16 protein-coding genes are annotated in these 17,281 nt (G+C 40.1%); 13 read left to right on the top strand and 3 right to left on the bottom strand.

Translation table 11 applies throughout. The features are described from left to right. The first annotated feature begins 38 nt into the window (after positions 1 to 38). Complete coding sequence (locus tag EV194_RS09835) at positions 39 to 560, top strand: HdeD family acid-resistance protein (protein WP_132433868.1); 522 nt, start codon at positions 39 to 41, stop codon at positions 558 to 560. 11 nt (positions 561 to 571) lie between these two features. Here the strand turns inward: EV194_RS09835 and EV194_RS09830 are convergent, their stop codons facing one another. Continuing rightward, entirely contained in the window at positions 572 to 1,399 is an 828-nt protein-coding gene (locus tag EV194_RS09830; protein WP_132433867.1) for an ion transporter, read from the bottom strand. Positions 1,400 to 2,013: 614 nt separating this feature from the next. Here EV194_RS09830 and sufB point away from each other — a divergent pair. The 7 genes from sufB (at position 2,014) to queG (ending at position 8,986) form a co-directional block, all read left to right on the top strand. Then, on the top strand, positions 2,014 to 3,462 hold the full coding sequence (gene sufB, locus EV194_RS09825) for a Fe-S cluster assembly protein SufB (protein WP_079557473.1): 1,449 nt from the start codon (positions 2,014 to 2,016) through the stop codon (positions 3,460 to 3,462). 233 nt (positions 3,463 to 3,695) lie between these two features. Continuing rightward, complete coding sequence (sufC, locus tag EV194_RS09820) at positions 3,696 to 4,448, top strand: Fe-S cluster assembly ATPase SufC (RefSeq protein WP_132433866.1); 753 nt, start codon at positions 3,696 to 3,698, stop codon at positions 4,446 to 4,448. Positions 4,449 to 4,450: 2 nt separating this feature from the next. Further along, on the top strand, positions 4,451 to 5,833 hold the full coding sequence (gene sufD, locus EV194_RS09815) for a Fe-S cluster assembly protein SufD (protein ID WP_132433865.1): 1,383 nt from the start codon (positions 4,451 to 4,453) through the stop codon (positions 5,831 to 5,833). 107 nt (positions 5,834 to 5,940) lie between these two features. Further along, complete coding sequence (locus tag EV194_RS09810) at positions 5,941 to 7,164, top strand: aminotransferase class V-fold PLP-dependent enzyme (protein WP_132433864.1); 1,224 nt, start codon at positions 5,941 to 5,943, stop codon at positions 7,162 to 7,164. A 42-nt stretch (positions 7,165 to 7,206) separates the two neighbouring features. Further along, positions 7,207 to 7,632 (top strand): SufE family protein, encoded by a 426-nt coding sequence (locus EV194_RS09805; protein ID WP_132433863.1) that lies wholly within the window; start codon positions 7,207 to 7,209, stop codon positions 7,630 to 7,632. A 66-nt stretch (positions 7,633 to 7,698) separates the two neighbouring features. Beyond that, a complete protein-coding gene (locus EV194_RS09800) occupies positions 7,699 to 8,016 on the top strand; it encodes an SUF system Fe-S cluster assembly protein (protein ID WP_132433862.1) in 318 nt (105 codons plus the stop codon). A gap of 10 nt (positions 8,017 to 8,026) precedes the next feature. After that, positions 8,027 to 8,986 (top strand): tRNA epoxyqueuosine(34) reductase QueG, encoded by a 960-nt coding sequence (queG, locus tag EV194_RS09795; RefSeq protein WP_132433861.1) that lies wholly within the window; start codon positions 8,027 to 8,029, stop codon positions 8,984 to 8,986. Positions 8,987 to 9,435: 449 nt separating this feature from the next. Here queG and EV194_RS09790 read toward each other — a convergent pair whose 3' ends face one another. After that, positions 9,436 to 9,753 carry a nucleotidyltransferase domain-containing protein gene (locus tag EV194_RS09790; RefSeq protein WP_132433860.1) on the bottom strand — a complete coding sequence of 106 codons (318 nt, stop codon included), beginning with the start codon at positions 9,751 to 9,753 and terminating at the stop codon, positions 9,436 to 9,438. After that, positions 9,732 to 10,001, bottom strand: a complete 270-nt coding sequence (locus EV194_RS09785; protein ID WP_243699378.1) for a HEPN domain-containing protein — start codon at positions 9,999 to 10,001, stop codon at positions 9,732 to 9,734. Before EV194_RS09785 ends, EV194_RS09790 begins: the two co-directional genes overlap by 22 nt. A gap of 319 nt (positions 10,002 to 10,320) precedes the next feature. Between EV194_RS09785 and EV194_RS09780 the strand changes: the two genes are divergently transcribed. The 5 genes from EV194_RS09780 (at position 10,321) to EV194_RS09760 (ending at position 17,264) form a co-directional block, all read left to right on the top strand. Further along, entirely contained in the window at positions 10,321 to 11,175 is an 855-nt protein-coding gene (locus tag EV194_RS09780) for an alpha/beta hydrolase (protein WP_132433859.1), read from the top strand. Continuing rightward, positions 11,172 to 12,191: a GSCFA domain-containing protein gene (locus tag EV194_RS09775; RefSeq protein WP_132433858.1), complete on the top strand. Its 1,020-nt coding sequence runs from the start codon at positions 11,172 to 11,174 to the stop codon at positions 12,189 to 12,191. The genes EV194_RS09780 and EV194_RS09775 overlap by 4 nt, the downstream gene beginning before the upstream one ends. 459 nt (positions 12,192 to 12,650) lie before the next feature. After that, positions 12,651 to 14,591, top strand: a complete 1,941-nt coding sequence (locus EV194_RS09770) for an amylo-alpha-1,6-glucosidase (protein WP_132433857.1) — start codon at positions 12,651 to 12,653, stop codon at positions 14,589 to 14,591. A gap of 3 nt (positions 14,592 to 14,594) precedes the next feature. Beyond that, positions 14,595 to 15,890, top strand: a complete 1,296-nt coding sequence (locus EV194_RS09765; protein WP_132433856.1) for a glycosyltransferase family 4 protein — start codon at positions 14,595 to 14,597, stop codon at positions 15,888 to 15,890. A gap of 36 nt (positions 15,891 to 15,926) precedes the next feature. Beyond that, positions 15,927 to 17,264 carry a glycoside hydrolase family 57 protein gene (locus EV194_RS09760; protein ID WP_132433855.1) on the top strand — a complete coding sequence of 446 codons (1,338 nt, stop codon included), beginning with the start codon at positions 15,927 to 15,929 and terminating at the stop codon, positions 17,262 to 17,264. Positions 17,265 to 17,281 lie beyond the last annotated feature (17 nt).

Here is a 17,281-nt window from a genome sequence, read left to right as displayed (position 1 = left end):
ACTATCTGTCTTACTGATACAACCAAAGATACTAATTTATGACACGAATCATTATACAACAAAAAAAGCCATCACTGCTAACCGGAATCATTGCTATGCTGTTTGGATTAATCCTCTTACTTTTTCCTACACTTACCATTGTAACCTTTGCCTTGATTTTTGGTATTGCAGTCCTGCTGGGAGGTGCAACTACCATTGCAAGTGCACTTAAAGTGAGAGACACCGGTTACAGCTACAAAAGGAAACTTACAGAAGGCATCATTGCTGCCCTTCTGGGGATCTTAATTCTCATCCAGCCTGAAACCGCAGCCGCACTATTTGTTACCATCATTGGAATATGGGCCATTTTGATTGGCGCCATTTTTATTTGGAGTTTCTACAAAATCTCCAAAGCCGGTTTTACCGGAAAACTGAGTCTTCTCTTCGGAATATTGTCGCTTATAATGGGTGCAGTTCTGATATTTAATCCTTTCGAAAGCTCTCGAATGATTGTCGTATTCATTGGAATTTACTCGCTGGTTTATGGTATTTCAATGCTATTGATTAACAGAAAAAAATAACACCCGAAAAATCACGAAATATGATCCAATCTCGCACCGCAAATTCGACAAAAATTTGCGGTGGGGGTGTGATTGGGTTCTCCACACCCATGACATTCTTTATCACTCTCGGTTCTATCTCTGAATGTTCTGGACATCTCAACCGAAACAATCCCTGTTGGGATTGCGATGATGCTATACCCCAACAACATAATAAAAGTTGCCAAAAACTTACCAAGAGCAGTTACCGGCACAATGTCGCCATAACCAACTGTAGTCAGCGTAATAACAGCCCAGTATATACTCAGTGGAATGCTGTAAAATCCATTTTTCCCATCTTCCACCACATACATAATGCTGCCGAGCATCACCACCAGAATCAGTATAAACATCATAAAGATAAATATCTTACGAAGACTTCGGCGAATGGCCAGCAACAAGAGATTCCCGGCTCTCACAAAATGGTATAGCTTTAAAATCCGGTAAACACGAAGCAAACGTATCGCCCGTATAACTATAAATGTTTGTGCATCCGGAAAAGTAAATGCAATGTAAGTAGGAATAATAGCCAAAAAATCGACAACTCCCAAAAAGCTAAACAGATACTTCTTTCGATTGGGAGCACAATATATCCGTGTAAAATACTCTATGGTAAATATGAAGGTGAAGAACCATTCCAAACTGATCAGTTTGGAGTGGTATAATTCTCTTACAGCAGGCATGCTTTCCAGCATCACAACTGCTATACTCAACACTATAAAAACCAGCAACCACACATCAAACATCCGTCCGGTATAAGTGTCCGATTCAAAAATAATTCGGTACAACCTTTGTTTTAGTGTCATATTGGAGTTTTCCATAGCTTATGTCAGAATAAATATTCAAATAAAAATATCGAAAATGTTTGTGATTAACCATATATCAACCTACAATTGTGATGAAACGAGCCCCGAGTTATTTTATGCAGTAAGATGCCAGGGCTAACGCCTCTACTTTTAACAAAATGAATTTCACACCAAAAATAAAATTTAGACATCCAATATCAAATGAGATTATAAACTCATGAAATAATTAATATCGGATAATTTTGTCTTTTTTAAATAGATTTAGCATTTACGCTAAATCTTATGAGCAAGCTCGTTCCATAACAATTCAATATACTACGTGACAAGCATTAACATCTTTAAGTTTAATTAATCTAAATAGTTTTGTAAATTTGAAGCGGAATTACCCCTTCCTTAAATAAGCATCAAGAAAAAGCAAATTATAAATCTACAATAATATAAACCATGTTTATATTATTAATGTCTATTTAATAAATTTACATTGAACCCTTTATGAGCAAGGTTGTTCATACAAATATAAGGGTACATATAATGGGATCCTGCAAAACAACATTAGCAGGAAAAATATGGTTAACCGGGATTGGGAAATGCCGGAAATCCGATTTAAACAAACAATTTTAGAGTGCATTATGGCAACAGAACAGGATAAATTACTAGAAGAAGTAACCAACAGGGAGTATCAGTATGGCTTTCATACCGATATAGAAATGGACATGCTTCCCAAAGGGCTGGATGAGGAGGTCATAAAAGAGATTTCCAGAAGAAAAAAAGAGCCTGAATTCATGCTTGAATTCAGGCTTGAGGCTTACAGAAACTGGCTTAAAATGGAATCTCCCGACTGGGCGCATCTCAAAATTCCACCCATCGATTTTCAAGATATGATCTACTATGCGGCACCTAAGAAAAAACCGCAACTTGAAAGCATGGATGAAGTAGATCCCGAACTAAGGGCAACCTTTGACAAGCTGGGAATTCCCCTGGACGAGCAAAAAGTGCTTGCAGGCGTTGCAGTGGATGCAATCATCGACAGTGTTTCGGTGAAAACAACATTCAGAGAAACGCTTGCTGAAAAAGGAATTATATTTTGCAGCATATCAGAAGCCATTCAGGAGTATCCCGATTTGGTAAAAAAACATCTAGGTTCGGTGGTTCCTCCCGGCGATAACTTTTTCGCGGCTCTCAATTCAGCCGTTTTCAGCGACGGGTCGTTCGTTTTTATCCCTAAAGGAGTGCGTTGTCCCATGGAACTTTCCTCATACTTCCGCATCAATGCGATGAATACCGGGCAGTTTGAGCGAACTTTGATTGTGGCCGAAGACGACAGTTATGTGAGTTATCTGGAAGGATGTACAGCTCCAATGCGCGACGAGAACCAGCTTCATGCTGCTGTGGTGGAAATTGTGGCTTTAGACCGTGCCGAGGTAAAATACTCCACAGTTCAAAACTGGTACCCCGGTGACAAAAATGGCAAAGGCGGAATTTTCAACTTCGTAACAAAGCGCGGAATTTGCAAAGGTGATTACTCCAAAATTTCATGGACACAGGTGGAAACAGGCTCTGCCATCACATGGAAATACCCGAGTTGTGTGCTCATGGGCGATCATACAGTTGGAGAGTTTTACTCTGTAGCGCTCACAAACAATTACCAGCAGGCCGACACCGGTACAAAAATGATTCACCTCGGAAAAAATACCCGAAGTCTTATTGTATCAAAAGGAATTTCTGCCGGATTCAGCCAAAACAGTTACAGGGGACTGGTGAAAGTTTCAAAAAGAGCAGAAAATGCCAGAAATTTCTCCCAATGCGACTCCTTGTTGCTCGGAGATAAATGCGGGGCGCACACATTTCCATACCTGGAAATTAATAACAACTCCGCTAAAGTAGAGCATGAAGCCACCACTTCAAAAATTGGTGAAGACCAGATATTCTATTGCAACCAACGAGGGATAGATACAGAAAATGCCGTCGGTTTGATTGTGAATGGATACGTGAAAGAGGTTATCAACCAGCTGCCCATGGAATTTGCTGTTGAGGCACAAAAACTTCTTCAGATAAGCCTTGAAGGTAGCGTAGGATAACCTGATATGACAAATAAGAATAGTTCGTTAATATTTTTTATTCACCTAACTATCTGATGTTTATGAGTTTGCCGTAGCACTACCCAATCAGATGATGATAAGAATCTTAACTGTATCTAACATCTAATCCCGAATGTCTCGGGAAAAGTCTAACGATCTATTGTAAAAGACAGAGTGCAAAATAACAACAATGTATAATCCAGTCGTGAAACGACACTAGAACGATAACAACAATGCTTAAAATAAAAGACCTGCATGCAAAAATAGATGGCAAAGAGATTCTTCGCGGAATCAATCTGGAAGTAAAAGCCGGAGAAATACATGCCATCATGGGACCCAACGGCTCGGGCAAAAGTACTTTAGCCGCAGTTTTAACCGGAAACGAAGCTTTTGAAGTCAACGAAGGAGAGGTGGAATTTAACGGAGAAGACCTTCTTGACATGGCTCCGGAAGACCGTGCCAGAGAAGGACTCTTTCTTAGTTTCCAGTATCCCGTTGAAATTCCGGGCGTCAGCATGACAAACTTTATGCGTACTGCGCTGAATGAGCAAAAAAAACACAAGGGCGAAGAACCACTGTCGGCCAGCGATTTTCTAAAACTGATGCGCGACCGCAAAAAACTGGTTGACATCGATTCAGACCTGACCAACCGTTCGGTTAATGAAGGGTTTTCGGGGGGTGAAAAAAAGAAAAATGAAATTTTTCAGATGGCCATGCTAGATCCAAAGCTCGCCATCCTTGATGAAACGGATTCAGGATTGGACATTGATGCGTTGCGAATTGTTGCCAACGGGGTTAACAAATTGAAACGCAGCGACAATGCCACCATATTAATCACCCACTACCAGCGGCTTCTGGATTACATTGAGCCGGATTACGTTCATGTTCTTTACAAAGGACGAATTGTAAAATCGGCAGGCAAAGAACTGGCCAGAGAGTTGGAAGAAAAAGGTTACGACTGGATAAAAAAAGAGTTTGAGGAATAGTTATGGTAAAGATAGCAGAACAAGATACATCCTTGCTGAACCTTTTTAATGAAAGCCGAAGCCTCATTGAAAAGGATTCTTCTCCATTGGTAAACCAATGGAGAACTAAAGCAGAAGAAGCATTCAAGCAACTGGGAATCCCTTCAAACAAGGTAGAAGCATATAAATACACCAACCTTCAACCATGGTTTAAGGCTCAATATGCATACTCTTTCAGCGAAAATGGATATCAGGGAAAAATAGACGAAATTTTCAAGTGTGATGTTGAGAGCATGGAGTCGCATACTGTCTTCATGGTCAACGGCAAATTCATTCCGGGAAGCAACGGCAACGTGCTTCCGCAAGGAGTTGTGATTGGCAGTTTCTCCGAATTGGCAAAAAAGCATTCTCTCATCATTGAAAAATACTATTCCAAAATAGCTCCTGTAACGGAGGACGGAATGGTTGCACTCAACACCATGTTTGCCAACGATGGGATATTTATACACGTTCCGGCAGGTAAGGTAGTCGAAAAACCTATTCAAATAGTGAATATTCTTACCGGCGAGAAAGATTTGATGGTTAACCAGCGTAATCTGATTGTAATAGAGGAAAATGCGCAGGCACGGGTGCTTTTCTGCGACCACACGCTGACTCAAAGCCGTTTTGTCATCAATTCGGTTACTGAAGCACAGATTGATGCCACGGCAAATCTTGATTTTTATAACATCCAGAACCAACACAACGGTACCATACAGGTTGGAGGTTATTATTTTAATCAGGAAAAACAGTCGGTTCTGAATGCCAACTATTTCACCCTGCATACCGGAATTGCCAGAAACAATATTTTTGCGCGTCTTGGTGGGGAACATGCCGAAAACCACATTTCCGGACTTTATCTGATTGATAAAAACCAACATGTGGATAATTTTTCGTACATCAACCACGCAGTTCCCGACTGCGAAAGCAACGAACTGTTTAAAGGCGTGATGGACGATGCCAGCACAGGAGCGTTCACCGGACGAATTTTGGTGGCTAAAGATGCTCAACGCACCAATGCGTATCAAAGCAACAACAACCTGCTGCTCACCGAAAATGCAAAAATGAACACCCGTCCGCAGTTGGAAATTTATGCCGACGATGTGAAATGCAGCCATGGTGCTACCGTTGGCCAGCTGGATGACAATGCATTGTTCTATCTGCGTGCAAGAGGCATCAGCAAAGAGGAGGCCAACATATTACTAAGGTTTGCATTTGCCTACGAAGTGATTGAAAAAATCCAAATGCCAGAGCTAAAAGAGCAAATCAGGGAACTGGTTGAAAAACGATTCCGTGGTGAACTGGATAAATGCGACTCGTGTGTGGTTTGCGGTCAGGTGGATAAAAATGCCATGAGGTGTGTTTGATTTAGTTTAGGGTTTTTATTTTAGAGTTTTTTTGTTGATGGTTTAGCCCCAGATGAGCGCAAGCAGGAAAAATCTAAAAGTGTCAAATAATCAAATGATATAGATAGATGATTAAATATCCAATAGAGGCCATACGTAAGGATTTTCCAATATTAAGCCGCCCGGTTAACGGGCGGCCTTTGGTTTATTTCGACAACGGTGCAACCTCCCAAACACCTACTCAGGTGGTTAAGGCCATGGAAAAGGTCTATCTGGAAATCAACAGCAATATTCATAGGGGAGTTCACACCCTCAGCAACTTATGCACCGAAGCATTTGAGGATGCCAGAAAAAAAGTAGCCAAATACATCGGCGCAGCATCTGAAAAAGAGGTGATTTTTACACGTGGCACCACCGAGGCCATCAACCTTGTGGCTCAATCGTTTGGAGAGACTTTTCTTGGTAAGGATGATGAAATCATCATTTCTGCCATGGAACACCATTCCAACATAGTGCCTTGGCAACTTCTGCAAAAAAGAGCCGGAATTACCTTGCGGATAATTCCGGTAAACGACGATGGCTCTCTGGATATGGAAGAGTTTTACAACCTACTCAATCCGAAAACAAAACTGGTGGCAGTAACCCATCTCAGCAATGTGCTGGGAACCATTAACCCGGTGGAGGAAATCATCGAAGCAGCACACAATATAAATGTTCCCGTTCTGATTGACGGAGCACAGGCCATTCAACACCTTCCGGTAGATGTGCAAAAACTGGATTGCGATTTTTATGCATTCTCAGGGCATAAACTCTACGGACCAACAGGCATCGGTATTTTATACGGAAAAGAAAAATGGCTCAACCAAATGGAGCCATGGCAAGGTGGTGGCGAAATGATACAATCTGTATCATTTGAAAAAACCACCTTTAACGAATTGCCTTACAAGTTTGAAGCAGGCACTCCCGATTACGTGGCTGCCATCGGTATTGGTGCTGCAATGGACTACATTCGGTCAATCGGGTTGGACATCATCAGTGAATACGAAGCAGAGCTATACCAATATGCTTTTGACAGGCTTTCATCCATCGAAGGCATGCAATTTTATGGTACCGCCGAAAAAAGAACCAGCCTCATCTCATTTTTAATTAAAGGCATTCACCCGTTTGATGCCGGAACCCTTTTAGATAAAATGGGAATTGCCGTAAGAACCGGACACCATTGTGCTCAACCACTGATGGACAGGTTCAATATTCCCGGAACCATCAGAGCCTCTTTTGGCCTTTACAACACCAAAAAGGAAGTGGACGCTCTTGTGGACGGATTAACAAAAGTGAAACAGCTATTTGGTTAAAGAGCGAAAAATGGTGAAATTTGTCCTCCAAAACTAATTAAAATGACCATAAAAGAAATACAGGACGAAATTGTGGATGAGTTCTCAATGCTCACCGACTGGATGGACAAATACTCACTGCTCATAGAAATTGGGAATGAGCTTGACAGCTTTGAAGAGGAACACCGGACAGAACAAAATCTGATTGAAGGTTGCCAATCGAAAGTTTGGCTGCATGCATGGCTTGAAGATGATAAAATTCGCTTTATGGCCGACAGTGATGCCATCATTGTTAAAGGAATCGTATCGCTTTTGATAAGAATTCTGGACAAGCGCACACCAGATGAAATTCTAAACTCCGAACTATTTTTTATAGATGAAATAGGTTTAAAAGAACATCTCTCCCCTACCCGCTCAAACGGGTTGGTATCTATGGTAAAACAAATGAGGATGTATGCTCTGGCATTCAAAACAAAGATGGAAAATTAAGAATATCTATTAAACATCTTTTCATATACAGGATTATACTGGTAGAAGCGACTAAAAACAAGAGTTATGAGCAATGAATTTTTAGGCTTGGAAATGGAGATTGTGAGTGCCATAAGGACAGTTTACGATCCAGAAATTCCTGTGAACATATACGATCTGGGATTGATATATGAGGTGAATGTGGAGGGTGACGGCAAAGTTCGAATTGTAATGACTCTGACTTCGCCAAACTGCCCGGTAGCCGACTCCTTGCCCGAGGAGGTGCGTGAAGTGGTGGCCGACCTGAAAGGCGTTAAGGATGTAGAAGTCAATATGACTTTTGACCCACCCTGGAGTCGCGACATGTTAAGCGACGAAGCCCTGTTGGAACTGGGATTGCTTTAAACCTGCCTGAATGAACCTCACTCAGCAACATATCGCCAACACAATTCGCGATAAAGCTCTGGAATTGGGGTTTGATGATGTGGGCTTTTCGCCTGCAACAGAGCTTACCGAGGATAAAGAACGCCTTAGAAAGTGGCTCAACAACGGCTATAACGCCGGAATGAAATACATGAACAACCATTTCGAAAAGCGGGTGAATCCCGCTTTACTTGTTGAAGGAAGTCTCTCGGTAATTACTGTACTCAAAAACTACAACCAGCAGAACAACCAGCTTTCAGCTGGCTTCCCAAAAATTTCACGATACGCCTACGGGAAAGACTACCACGACACCATACGTCAAAAACTATCTCATCTTTTCAATTTTATTCGCGAACACATCAACCCAGAACTGCAGGGGCGATACTTCGTAGATTCAGCCCCTTTGTTGGAAAGAGCCATTGCCACAAGAGCCGGTTTGGGTTGGATTGGGAAAAACAGCATGCTCATAAACCGAAAACTTGGTTCATGGGTATTCATTGCAGAACTGGTTGTTAATATTAAGCTACCCTACAACCATACAACCGTAAACGACGGTTGTGGCGGATGTACCCGTTGCATCGAAGCCTGCCCTACACAAGCCATCCTGCCCCATCGGCAAATTGATTCCAACCGTTGCATCTCTTATCTTACCATCGAAAACAGAAATGATATTCCCGAAAACTTTAAAGGAAAATTGGATGGCTGGGTATTTGGCTGTGATATTTGTCAGGAAGTTTGCCCCTGGAACAGAAAAGCCGTAGAGACTGACGAACCAGACTTCAAACCATCAGAGCAATTACTGAATATGATCGCCGTAGAATGGGAAAATCTCACTCCCGAAAAGTTCTCGAAACTTTTCAGGGGTTCAGCTGTAAAACGAACAAAGCACAAAGGATTTATGCGGAATTATTACTTCTCATTAAAACCACAGATGAGCCATAATAAAACCTAAATTGAATATACAATTTCTTTTTTGGTTTAATTTTCAATTTACATCTGACAAACTACGTATCGAAGAAATATTTTCAGTAAAGACCTGACAGGTTTCGATATTCTTATTAGGACAGGATGATAAAAGAAATAATATCAATAGTTACCGGAAAAAACCTGTCAGGTTTTTTCCATTGGTTCATTATCATTAATTAAAATTTCGCACTACAGATAATTTGCTAAAATTAAACATGTTGAACCCTTTCAGGGTTCTGAGTCCATTGATTATCAGCCAACCGTAAATTCCATTTATGGTTATTCATGTTCAACCACATTCGTGGTTAAAAGGCTTAAATATAAATAGTCACAGGTGCTGACTCGGGGATAAAAGTAAATTACATTTTCAAAACCAGCCCTTAAAGGGTTGAATAACTACAGAATAAGCAAGCGCAAAACTTTAGTCATTAATAATCAAGCCTCCGGAATTTTTATTGGGATTCCCGATGTTAAAATTTCATTAACTACAGGATTATCAGAATTAAAATCATTGATTACAAACGGATGTGGTTCTATTCTTAAATCAACGTTTCTTCGCATCTTCATCAATTCAATTTGAGTGTCAATTATATCGGAAACATTTTTAACTACAAGCGCTATATCAATATCACTATCCGCATGATTGGTTCCTTTAGCAAAGGAACCAATCATATAGGCTTGTAAAACAACATATATGCTACTAACCTTATCAAGATACTGATTTGCTATTTTTAAAGCTTCGCCTTTATCCATCGCTGCAAACTTATTATTTTTTTAATCCACTCTTCGGTAAACTCTTTTGTGCACTTTTTATAGAAAGCCTCCTTATAACTATCGTACCTGGCATTCATATTAAAGGTTGTTATGGTATCAAGCCAATCTAATTGCTCCTCCGCAAAATTAAATCCTGATAAAGAAGCCAACTTTGATAAGTCATGGGTGAAGGGAGCATGCTTTTTCGTCTCTTTTACAACGCAAGCCTTCAACAGTCTTTCAATCACTATATGACCTAAAAATAATGCCCAATGATAGTCCTTTGACTCAAAAATAACATAGTCTTTATCAGACGTGTTTAACTAATGATTATATGTTTTGTCAATGTCCATTTGGCATTTCTTTCTATCATATAATCAAAGATAAACAATCCCTGCCAGTAAAATAAACCGAAAATAATTCAAATGAACCACATCAAGACCGATCCATCTCTATCTCTAAATCAAATATTGCAATTCAATCCTCCCTCACTCAAAAATATCTTTCTAAGAATGGAAAATATATTTAGATTTGTAACAGTTCATTCACAAGTTACAAAAATCATCAATGGCAATAAGTCATCAAACTTTTAATCTCGTTTCCCGCGACGGAACTGTACTGCAAGGCAGATACTGGAAACCGGGACAATCACCTATAGCAACTGTTTGTTTAATTCACGGCATTGGAGAACATGCTTTGCGTTACGACAATTGGGCGCGACGATTTTGCGATGCGGGATTTATGGTTTATGCATTGGACTATCGGGGACATGGTCTTTCTGAAGGGAAAAAAGGACACATTGACCAAATAAGTGATCTTTTAGACGATATTGGGGCCCTGGTGCGGCGAAGTAAGCGAAATTTTGGAGAAATACCATCATTTCTTTACGGTCACAGCATGGGAGGAACTCTTGTTCTGGAATTTTTGGTTAAAAGACGACAGGACTTTGCAGGAGCCATCATCTCTTCTCCCTGGCTGGAACTGGTAAAACCACCTTCGCAGTTCTTACAGAATGTGGGAAAATGGTTCGACCCTGTCTGCCCGGAAGTAACCTTCTCAACAGGCATTAAATCAACTCATATGACCAGCCTTCCCAAAAAAAAGGAGAATGCAGACAAAGATCCTTTAATGCATGGGCGCATATCCATCAGAATGTTCAATGAGATAAACAAATGCACAGAAAGTCTTTTAGAATGGCAGAATCCGATAAGAACCCCACTGCTCTTTATGCATGGGACATCAGATCCGCTCACAAAACCTGAGGCATCTGAATCAATTGCCAATAAGAACACACAATTATATAAATTTATGGGTTACGAAAACACGCTTCACGAAATTCATAATGAGCCCATTGCCGACCAGGCTTTTGAAGATATAAACAACTGGATGTCACAAATAATATTAAACAGGTTGCCAAAATGAGTAACGATGTTTTCAGAACCATCGTAAAAATTGATCCGGCAGAAATTCCAATACAACCGGAATCGCGAGTACTTTTTATGGGATCATGTTTTGCCGATAATATTGGCAAACAAATGGTGGAATCACGTTTCAGAGCAATCACCAATCCTTTCGGGGTGCTATACAACCCCATTTCAATTTTACAAGCCTTTAACAACATCCTAACCAACAAGAAAACAGAAGAAAATGATCTTTTTCTTCACAATCATCTTTGGCACAGCTTTCACCATCATGGAAAGTTCAGCAAAACAACTCCAGAAAAAACCATTGAAGAAATTAACACTTCTACATTAAAAGCGCATCTGTTTTTGCAAAAAACAGATTTTATCATCGTAACCTTCGGAACTGCCTTTGTTTACCAACATAAGGAACTCAAACAGGTGGTTGCAAATTGTCACAAATTCCCGTCAAGCTATTTCAACAGATACCTGCTTAACAGTGATGAAATTGTTGAAGAATGGAAAAATCTCATAATTAATCTTCGCGTATTCAACCCTTCAATTAAACTCATCTTCACTTTAAGCCCGGTAAGACATTGGAAGGACGGTGCACATGGAAATCAAGTAAGCAAATCCACATTACTTCTGGCCATCGAGAAACTCACCTCACTTTTCGATCATGCATGGTATTTTCCTGCCTATGAAATTATGATGGATGAACTTCGGGACTACAGGTTTTATGATGGATATATGCTACAACCAAATCAGGTTGCCATTGATTATATCTGGAAAAGATTTTCTGAGAGTCAACTCAGCCGTTCTGCACAAAATTTTTATCGCGAGGCGATAAAAATACAACGAGCACGTCAACATCAGCCATCGGGAATCATGACTCCGGACTATATCATTTTTTTAAGATCCACACTGGAACAGATAAACTCCATCGCTACCCGCTATCCTGAAACTCTCATCGAAAAGGATAAAGAATATTTTGATAAATTGCTCGCCAGTAGCTCACGCCATTCAAGCGATGACTAGAAAAACCAAAGCAACACCACCCATAATACACAGATTCCTAAAAGATTATTGTTAACACTTTTTCGTTATCTCCAGTGGGAAATTAAATTATTGTTAAACATTTGAATTTACCCTATTTTATCAGTAATTTACTACAACAAATAAAGAGGGTTGTTTTCTCCTCAAAAAATCCGGAGGTAAACCTCAATACGAACATTTCCATCAGATTATTTCTTTCAGGAATGTTTGAACTTTTTGAACAAAGGATATTCCTGATGTTTTAAATTGCATTTTTGATTTACTTTAGAATGAAGTATCTAAATAATTAGCAAACATCACTTAAATAACCGGGAGCAAAACTTAACCAAAAAACATCAGTTTTTGCTTTTTTATGGGCATCCGACAGAGAGACTGGAAAATGATAATTAACACATAGTTTTCTAACCTCATTCTGGAAAGAACCAACTAAATAACCAAAATATGGCTTACTTAAACCTTGACAAATCCAAATTGGTAAATCTGGAATACTCTCTAGATCGGGAAGTTATTCGAACCAACAGAGCCGGATCATACTCCAGTACAACCATCATTGGATGTAACACAAGAAAATACCACGGCATGCTGGTATGCCCCATTGCCAATTTTAATTATGAACGTTTTGTGCTGCTATCCGCCCTGGATATATCTTTGGTGCAGCACGAACAGGTCTTCAATCTGGGTATTCATAAATACCAGGGAAACCATTATGACCCAAAAGGCCATAAATATCTTACAGATTTTGAGCTGGATCTCACTCCTAAGAGGACCTACCGGGTTGGCGGCATGTTGTTGTCAACCGAAATTATATTGTCAGACAATGAAGAACAACTTCTCCTGAAAGTGACTCTACTTGAAGCTCATTCCCCTACTTTAATCAGGTTTAAGCCATTTTTAGCCTTCAGAAACGTTCATGAACTGACCCATCAAAACATGGAGGCAAACACCCGATACGAAACATGCGATAAAGGTATAAAGATCAAAATGTACGAGGGCTTTCCGTATCTTCATATGCAGTTTAACAAGTCGAATGAATTTATTGCTGCACCCGACTGGTTCAGGGGCATTGAATATATAAAAGAGCAGCAGAGAGGTTACGAATTTAAAGAAGATCTTTTTGTGCCAGGATATTTCGAGATGGATATCTCGAAAGGCGAATCAATCGTCTTTTCAGCATCTACCTCAGAAATTAAAACAGGAGGCCTAAAAACAAGATTCACCAAAGAGCTAAAGAAAAGAACACCGCGGGACACACTCCTTAATAACCTACTCAATTCCGCGCAACAATTCATCCTAAAGAAGGAAAATTCAGCACATCTGATTTCAGGATACCATTGGTATAAGGAACGATTAAGAGATACTCTGATTGCCTTACCCGGACTAATGGCCTACCAGGAAGAAAAAGAAATTTATCTGGAAATTTTGAACCAGGCCATCAAAGATATCAGAACAACCCACCTGAAATTGGAAGGTCAAATATCTGCGGAAATAAACAAAAGTGCGGACATTCCGCTTTGGTTATTCTTCACAATTCAGGAAATGGAAAAAATGTTTCCTGAGTCTGACATCTGCGGAATTTATGGAGAAATAATGACCGAAATAATTAAACATTACACACAACTTAAAGAAGGTTCAATACAGATCCACGAGAATGGACTATTGTTCGCTCAGCAAGAAAACCGACCCCTCACATGGATGGATGCAACCACCAATGGAGAACCTGTTACCTGGCGACCGGGATATACAGTTGAAGTAAATGCGCTATGGTATAACGCACTTTGCTATTATGCTGCAAACTGCAAAAAAAGAAACAAAGGCAAAAACTCACGAGATGCCGAAAAACTGGCTGAAACCGTAAAAAGATCATTCATTGATACTTTCTGGAACAATAACGAACAGTATCTGTACGACTATGTACATGGAGAATATAACGACAACGCCATACGTCCAAACCAAATAATTGCCGCAGCGCTGGATTTTTCGCCGCTAACCATTGAACAGCAAAAGCTGGTTGTGGACATTGCAAAAAAAGAATTGCTGACCCCAAAAGGCCTCAGGACATTGTCGCCTTCATCTCCATATTACAAAGGAGTTATTGAAGGAACAACTGAACAGAGAAATCTGGCCATACATCAGGGAGCAGTCTATCCATGGCTGGCTGCTTTTTTTGCTGAAGCTTACATAAAAGTTCACAAAAAAGGAGGAATTTCATTCATTAAAAATATGGTTGAAAATTTTGAAGAAGAAATGACGGCTCACTGCATCAGTACCATATCAGAATACTTTAACGGGAATCCTCCACATCATGGGCGCGGAGCCATAAGTATGGCCTGGAATGTGGCTGCAGTAATAAGAATTATTAAACTCATTGAAAAAAACAGTTGATTTATGAGGGTACTCATGTTCGGGTGGGAATTCCCTCCCTATATATCGGGCGGTTTGGGAACTGCTTGCTATGGACTAACCCGGGGATTGTCACAAATCCCGGGTCTTCAGGTATTGTTTGTGGTTCCCAAAGCTTATGGCGATGAAGATCAAACCGGCATAAAACTGGTTGGTGCCAATCAGATACCAATCACAAAACGTCAGCTCAAAATCAAACAATTCAGCAGCACACTGGATTATATTGAAGTGGGGTCAAAACTTGTCCCATACATGAACCCCGAAGAGTTTTGGGAACATACACGATCTGAAAAAATCAGTCAGTTAAAACTCTTAAGCACAAACAACCACGGAAAAGTTGAGTTTACAGGGAAGTATGGTGCCAATTTATTACAAGAGATAAGAGACTACGCTCTGGTTGCCAATGTTATTGCACAAGACTATGCGTTTGACCTGATTCATGCTCATGATTGGTTGGCATACCCTGCTGGCATAGCCGCAAAAGAGGCCACCGGCAAGCCTCTTGTTATTCATGTTCATGCCACCGATTTCGACAGAAGCGGAGGCAGCGTGAACCCAGCGGTATATGAAATTGAAAAGCGGGGAATGAATGCTGCGGACAGAATCATTACGGTGAGCAACCTGACCCGAAAAATTGTAATAGAAAAATATGGAATCTCACCAGATAAAGTTGAAACAGTTTATAATGCCGTTGAGCCCTATGAAAATATTAAATGCCAGCATTTTAAGAAAGGGGTTGACGAAAAAATTGTAACTTTTCTTGGAAGGATCACCATGCAAAAGGGCCCCGAATATTTTATTGAAGCAGCCCACAGGGTGCTTCAAAAAATGGACAATGTAAGATTTGTGATGGCTGGAAGCGGTGATATGATGGAAAAAATGATCCGACGCGCCGCCCAGCTTAAAATTACCGACAGGTTTCATTTTACCGGTTTTTTGCGAGGTGATGATGTGTTTGAAATGTTAAAAATGAGCGACCTCTATGTGATGCCTTCTGTATCTGAACCATTTGGAATCAGCCCGCTAGAAGCTATGCAAAGCAACGTTCCGGTTTTGATCTCACATCAGTCAGGGGTAGCAGAGATATTGACCTATGCCATAAAAACCAATTTTTGGGATGTTGATGCCATGGCCGATGCCATTTACGGGGTGCTCAACTACCCCGGGATGGCCAAAATGTTTGTAAAACATGGGAAAAAAGAGGTTGACTCCTTAAAATGGGAAAACTCTGCACTTCATGTAAAACGTGTTTACGATAAAACATTGAACATTCATAAATAGAAAACACAACCTCACACCATAAAAAACTTTTGCACTATGAAAACCATCTGTTTATATTTCCAGGTTCACCAACCTTTCAGGTTTCGTAGATACCGCTTTTTTGATATAGGTAACGACCATTACTATTTTGATGACTATTCCAATGAAAGCATCATGAATAAAGTAGCAAATGATTGTTACATTCCAACCAATGATCTGCTCTTAAAAATGCTCAAAAAGCATAAAGGGAAATTCAAAGTAACATTCTCAATCTCAGGGCTGGCTATTGAACAGTTTAAACTATATGCACCTGAAGTTATTGACAGTTTCAAAAAGCTATCCGAAACGGGCATGGTAGAGTTTCTCAACGAAACCTATTCTCACTCTTTGGTATCCCTCACAGATGAAGAAGCTTTTAAATCGCAGGTTGATGCACATGCAAACCTTATGGTTGAGTTATTCGGCAGTAAACCTGCGATATTTCGAAATACAGAATTAATATATTCTGACCACATCGGAGAAATGGTCTCAAAGATGGGATATAAAGCCATGCTAACCGAAGGAGCAAAACACATCCTCGGATGGAAAAGCCCTAATTTTCTTTACTGCAACGCAGCAAATCCGCGACTTAAGATACTTCTCAAGAATTTTAAACTCAGTGATGACATTGCCTTCAGATTTGGCAACCGCAACTGGTGCGAATGGCCACTAACAGCCTCTAAATACATAGGTTGGATAAAAAATATGGAATCGCGGGAGGAGATTATTAACCTGTTTATGGATTATGAGACATTTGGGGAACATCAACATAGATCCACCGGCATATTTCAGTTTCTTGAAAACTTGCCCTCAGAGGCATTTAAACATAAAGGCATCGGTTTCGCAACACCATCTGAAATAATTGAATCCTACCAGGTGGTGGCTCCGGTTAGTGTTCCTCACCCCATTTCATGGGCTGACGAAGAGAGGGATTTAACAGCCTGGCTAGGTAACGAAATGCAACAGGAAGCATTTAAAAAACTCTATGCACTTCTACCCAAAATTCAACAGTGTACTGATCCAAAAATCCTTAAGGACTGGAACTATTTGCAATGCAGCGACCATTTTTACTATATGTGTACCAAATTTTTCTCCGATGGAGATGTTCATGCATATTTTAATCCTTACGAAACTCCCTACGAGGCATTCATAAACTATATGAATGTGTTAAGTGATTTCTCCATTCGGCTGAATGCGTCTGTTCCGCAATCCAACATGGATCAGGAAATATCCAATCTTACTGACATCCTTTACAAAAAGGATGAAACAATAAAGAAACTTGAGGATGAGATTAAAAAACTCAGGAAAAGAAGAACATCAGCAAAAAAAACGCTGACAGTAAAATCCAAAGCCTGATTAACAAACAATAATTC

Source organism: Natronoflexus pectinivorans (genome assembly GCF_004345615.1).
GTDB lineage: Bacteria > Bacteroidota > Bacteroidia > Bacteroidales > Marinilabiliaceae > Natronoflexus > Natronoflexus pectinivorans.
The sequence above is the reverse complement of the archived record's forward strand: the minus strand, read 5'-3'. Positions and strand labels throughout refer to the sequence as shown.

Coding starts and splice junctions, on each gene's coding strand:
- EV194_RS09835 (WP_132433868.1), top strand. CDS start 39: ATGACACGAATCATTATACAACAAAAAAAGCCATCACTGCTAACCGGA.
- EV194_RS09830 (WP_132433867.1), bottom strand. CDS start 1,399: ATGGAAAACTCCAATATGACACTAAAACAAAGGTTGTACCGAATTATT.
- sufB (WP_079557473.1), top strand. CDS start 2,014: ATGGCAACAGAACAGGATAAATTACTAGAAGAAGTAACCAACAGGGAG.
- sufC (WP_132433866.1), top strand. CDS start 3,696: ATGCTTAAAATAAAAGACCTGCATGCAAAAATAGATGGCAAAGAGATT.
- sufD (WP_132433865.1), top strand. CDS start 4,451: ATGGTAAAGATAGCAGAACAAGATACATCCTTGCTGAACCTTTTTAAT.
- EV194_RS09810 (WP_132433864.1), top strand. CDS start 5,941: ATGATTAAATATCCAATAGAGGCCATACGTAAGGATTTTCCAATATTA.
- EV194_RS09805 (WP_132433863.1), top strand. CDS start 7,207: ATGACCATAAAAGAAATACAGGACGAAATTGTGGATGAGTTCTCAATG.
- EV194_RS09800 (WP_132433862.1), top strand. CDS start 7,699: ATGAGCAATGAATTTTTAGGCTTGGAAATGGAGATTGTGAGTGCCATA.
- queG (WP_132433861.1), top strand. CDS start 8,027: ATGAACCTCACTCAGCAACATATCGCCAACACAATTCGCGATAAAGCT.
- EV194_RS09790 (WP_132433860.1), bottom strand. CDS start 9,753: ATGGATAAAGGCGAAGCTTTAAAAATAGCAAATCAGTATCTTGATAAG.
- EV194_RS09780 (WP_132433859.1), top strand. CDS start 10,321: ATGGCAATAAGTCATCAAACTTTTAATCTCGTTTCCCGCGACGGAACT.
- EV194_RS09775 (WP_132433858.1), top strand. CDS start 11,172: ATGAGTAACGATGTTTTCAGAACCATCGTAAAAATTGATCCGGCAGAA.
- EV194_RS09770 (WP_132433857.1), top strand. CDS start 12,651: ATGGCTTACTTAAACCTTGACAAATCCAAATTGGTAAATCTGGAATAC.
- EV194_RS09765 (WP_132433856.1), top strand. CDS start 14,595: ATGAGGGTACTCATGTTCGGGTGGGAATTCCCTCCCTATATATCGGGC.
- EV194_RS09760 (WP_132433855.1), top strand. CDS start 15,927: ATGAAAACCATCTGTTTATATTTCCAGGTTCACCAACCTTTCAGGTTT.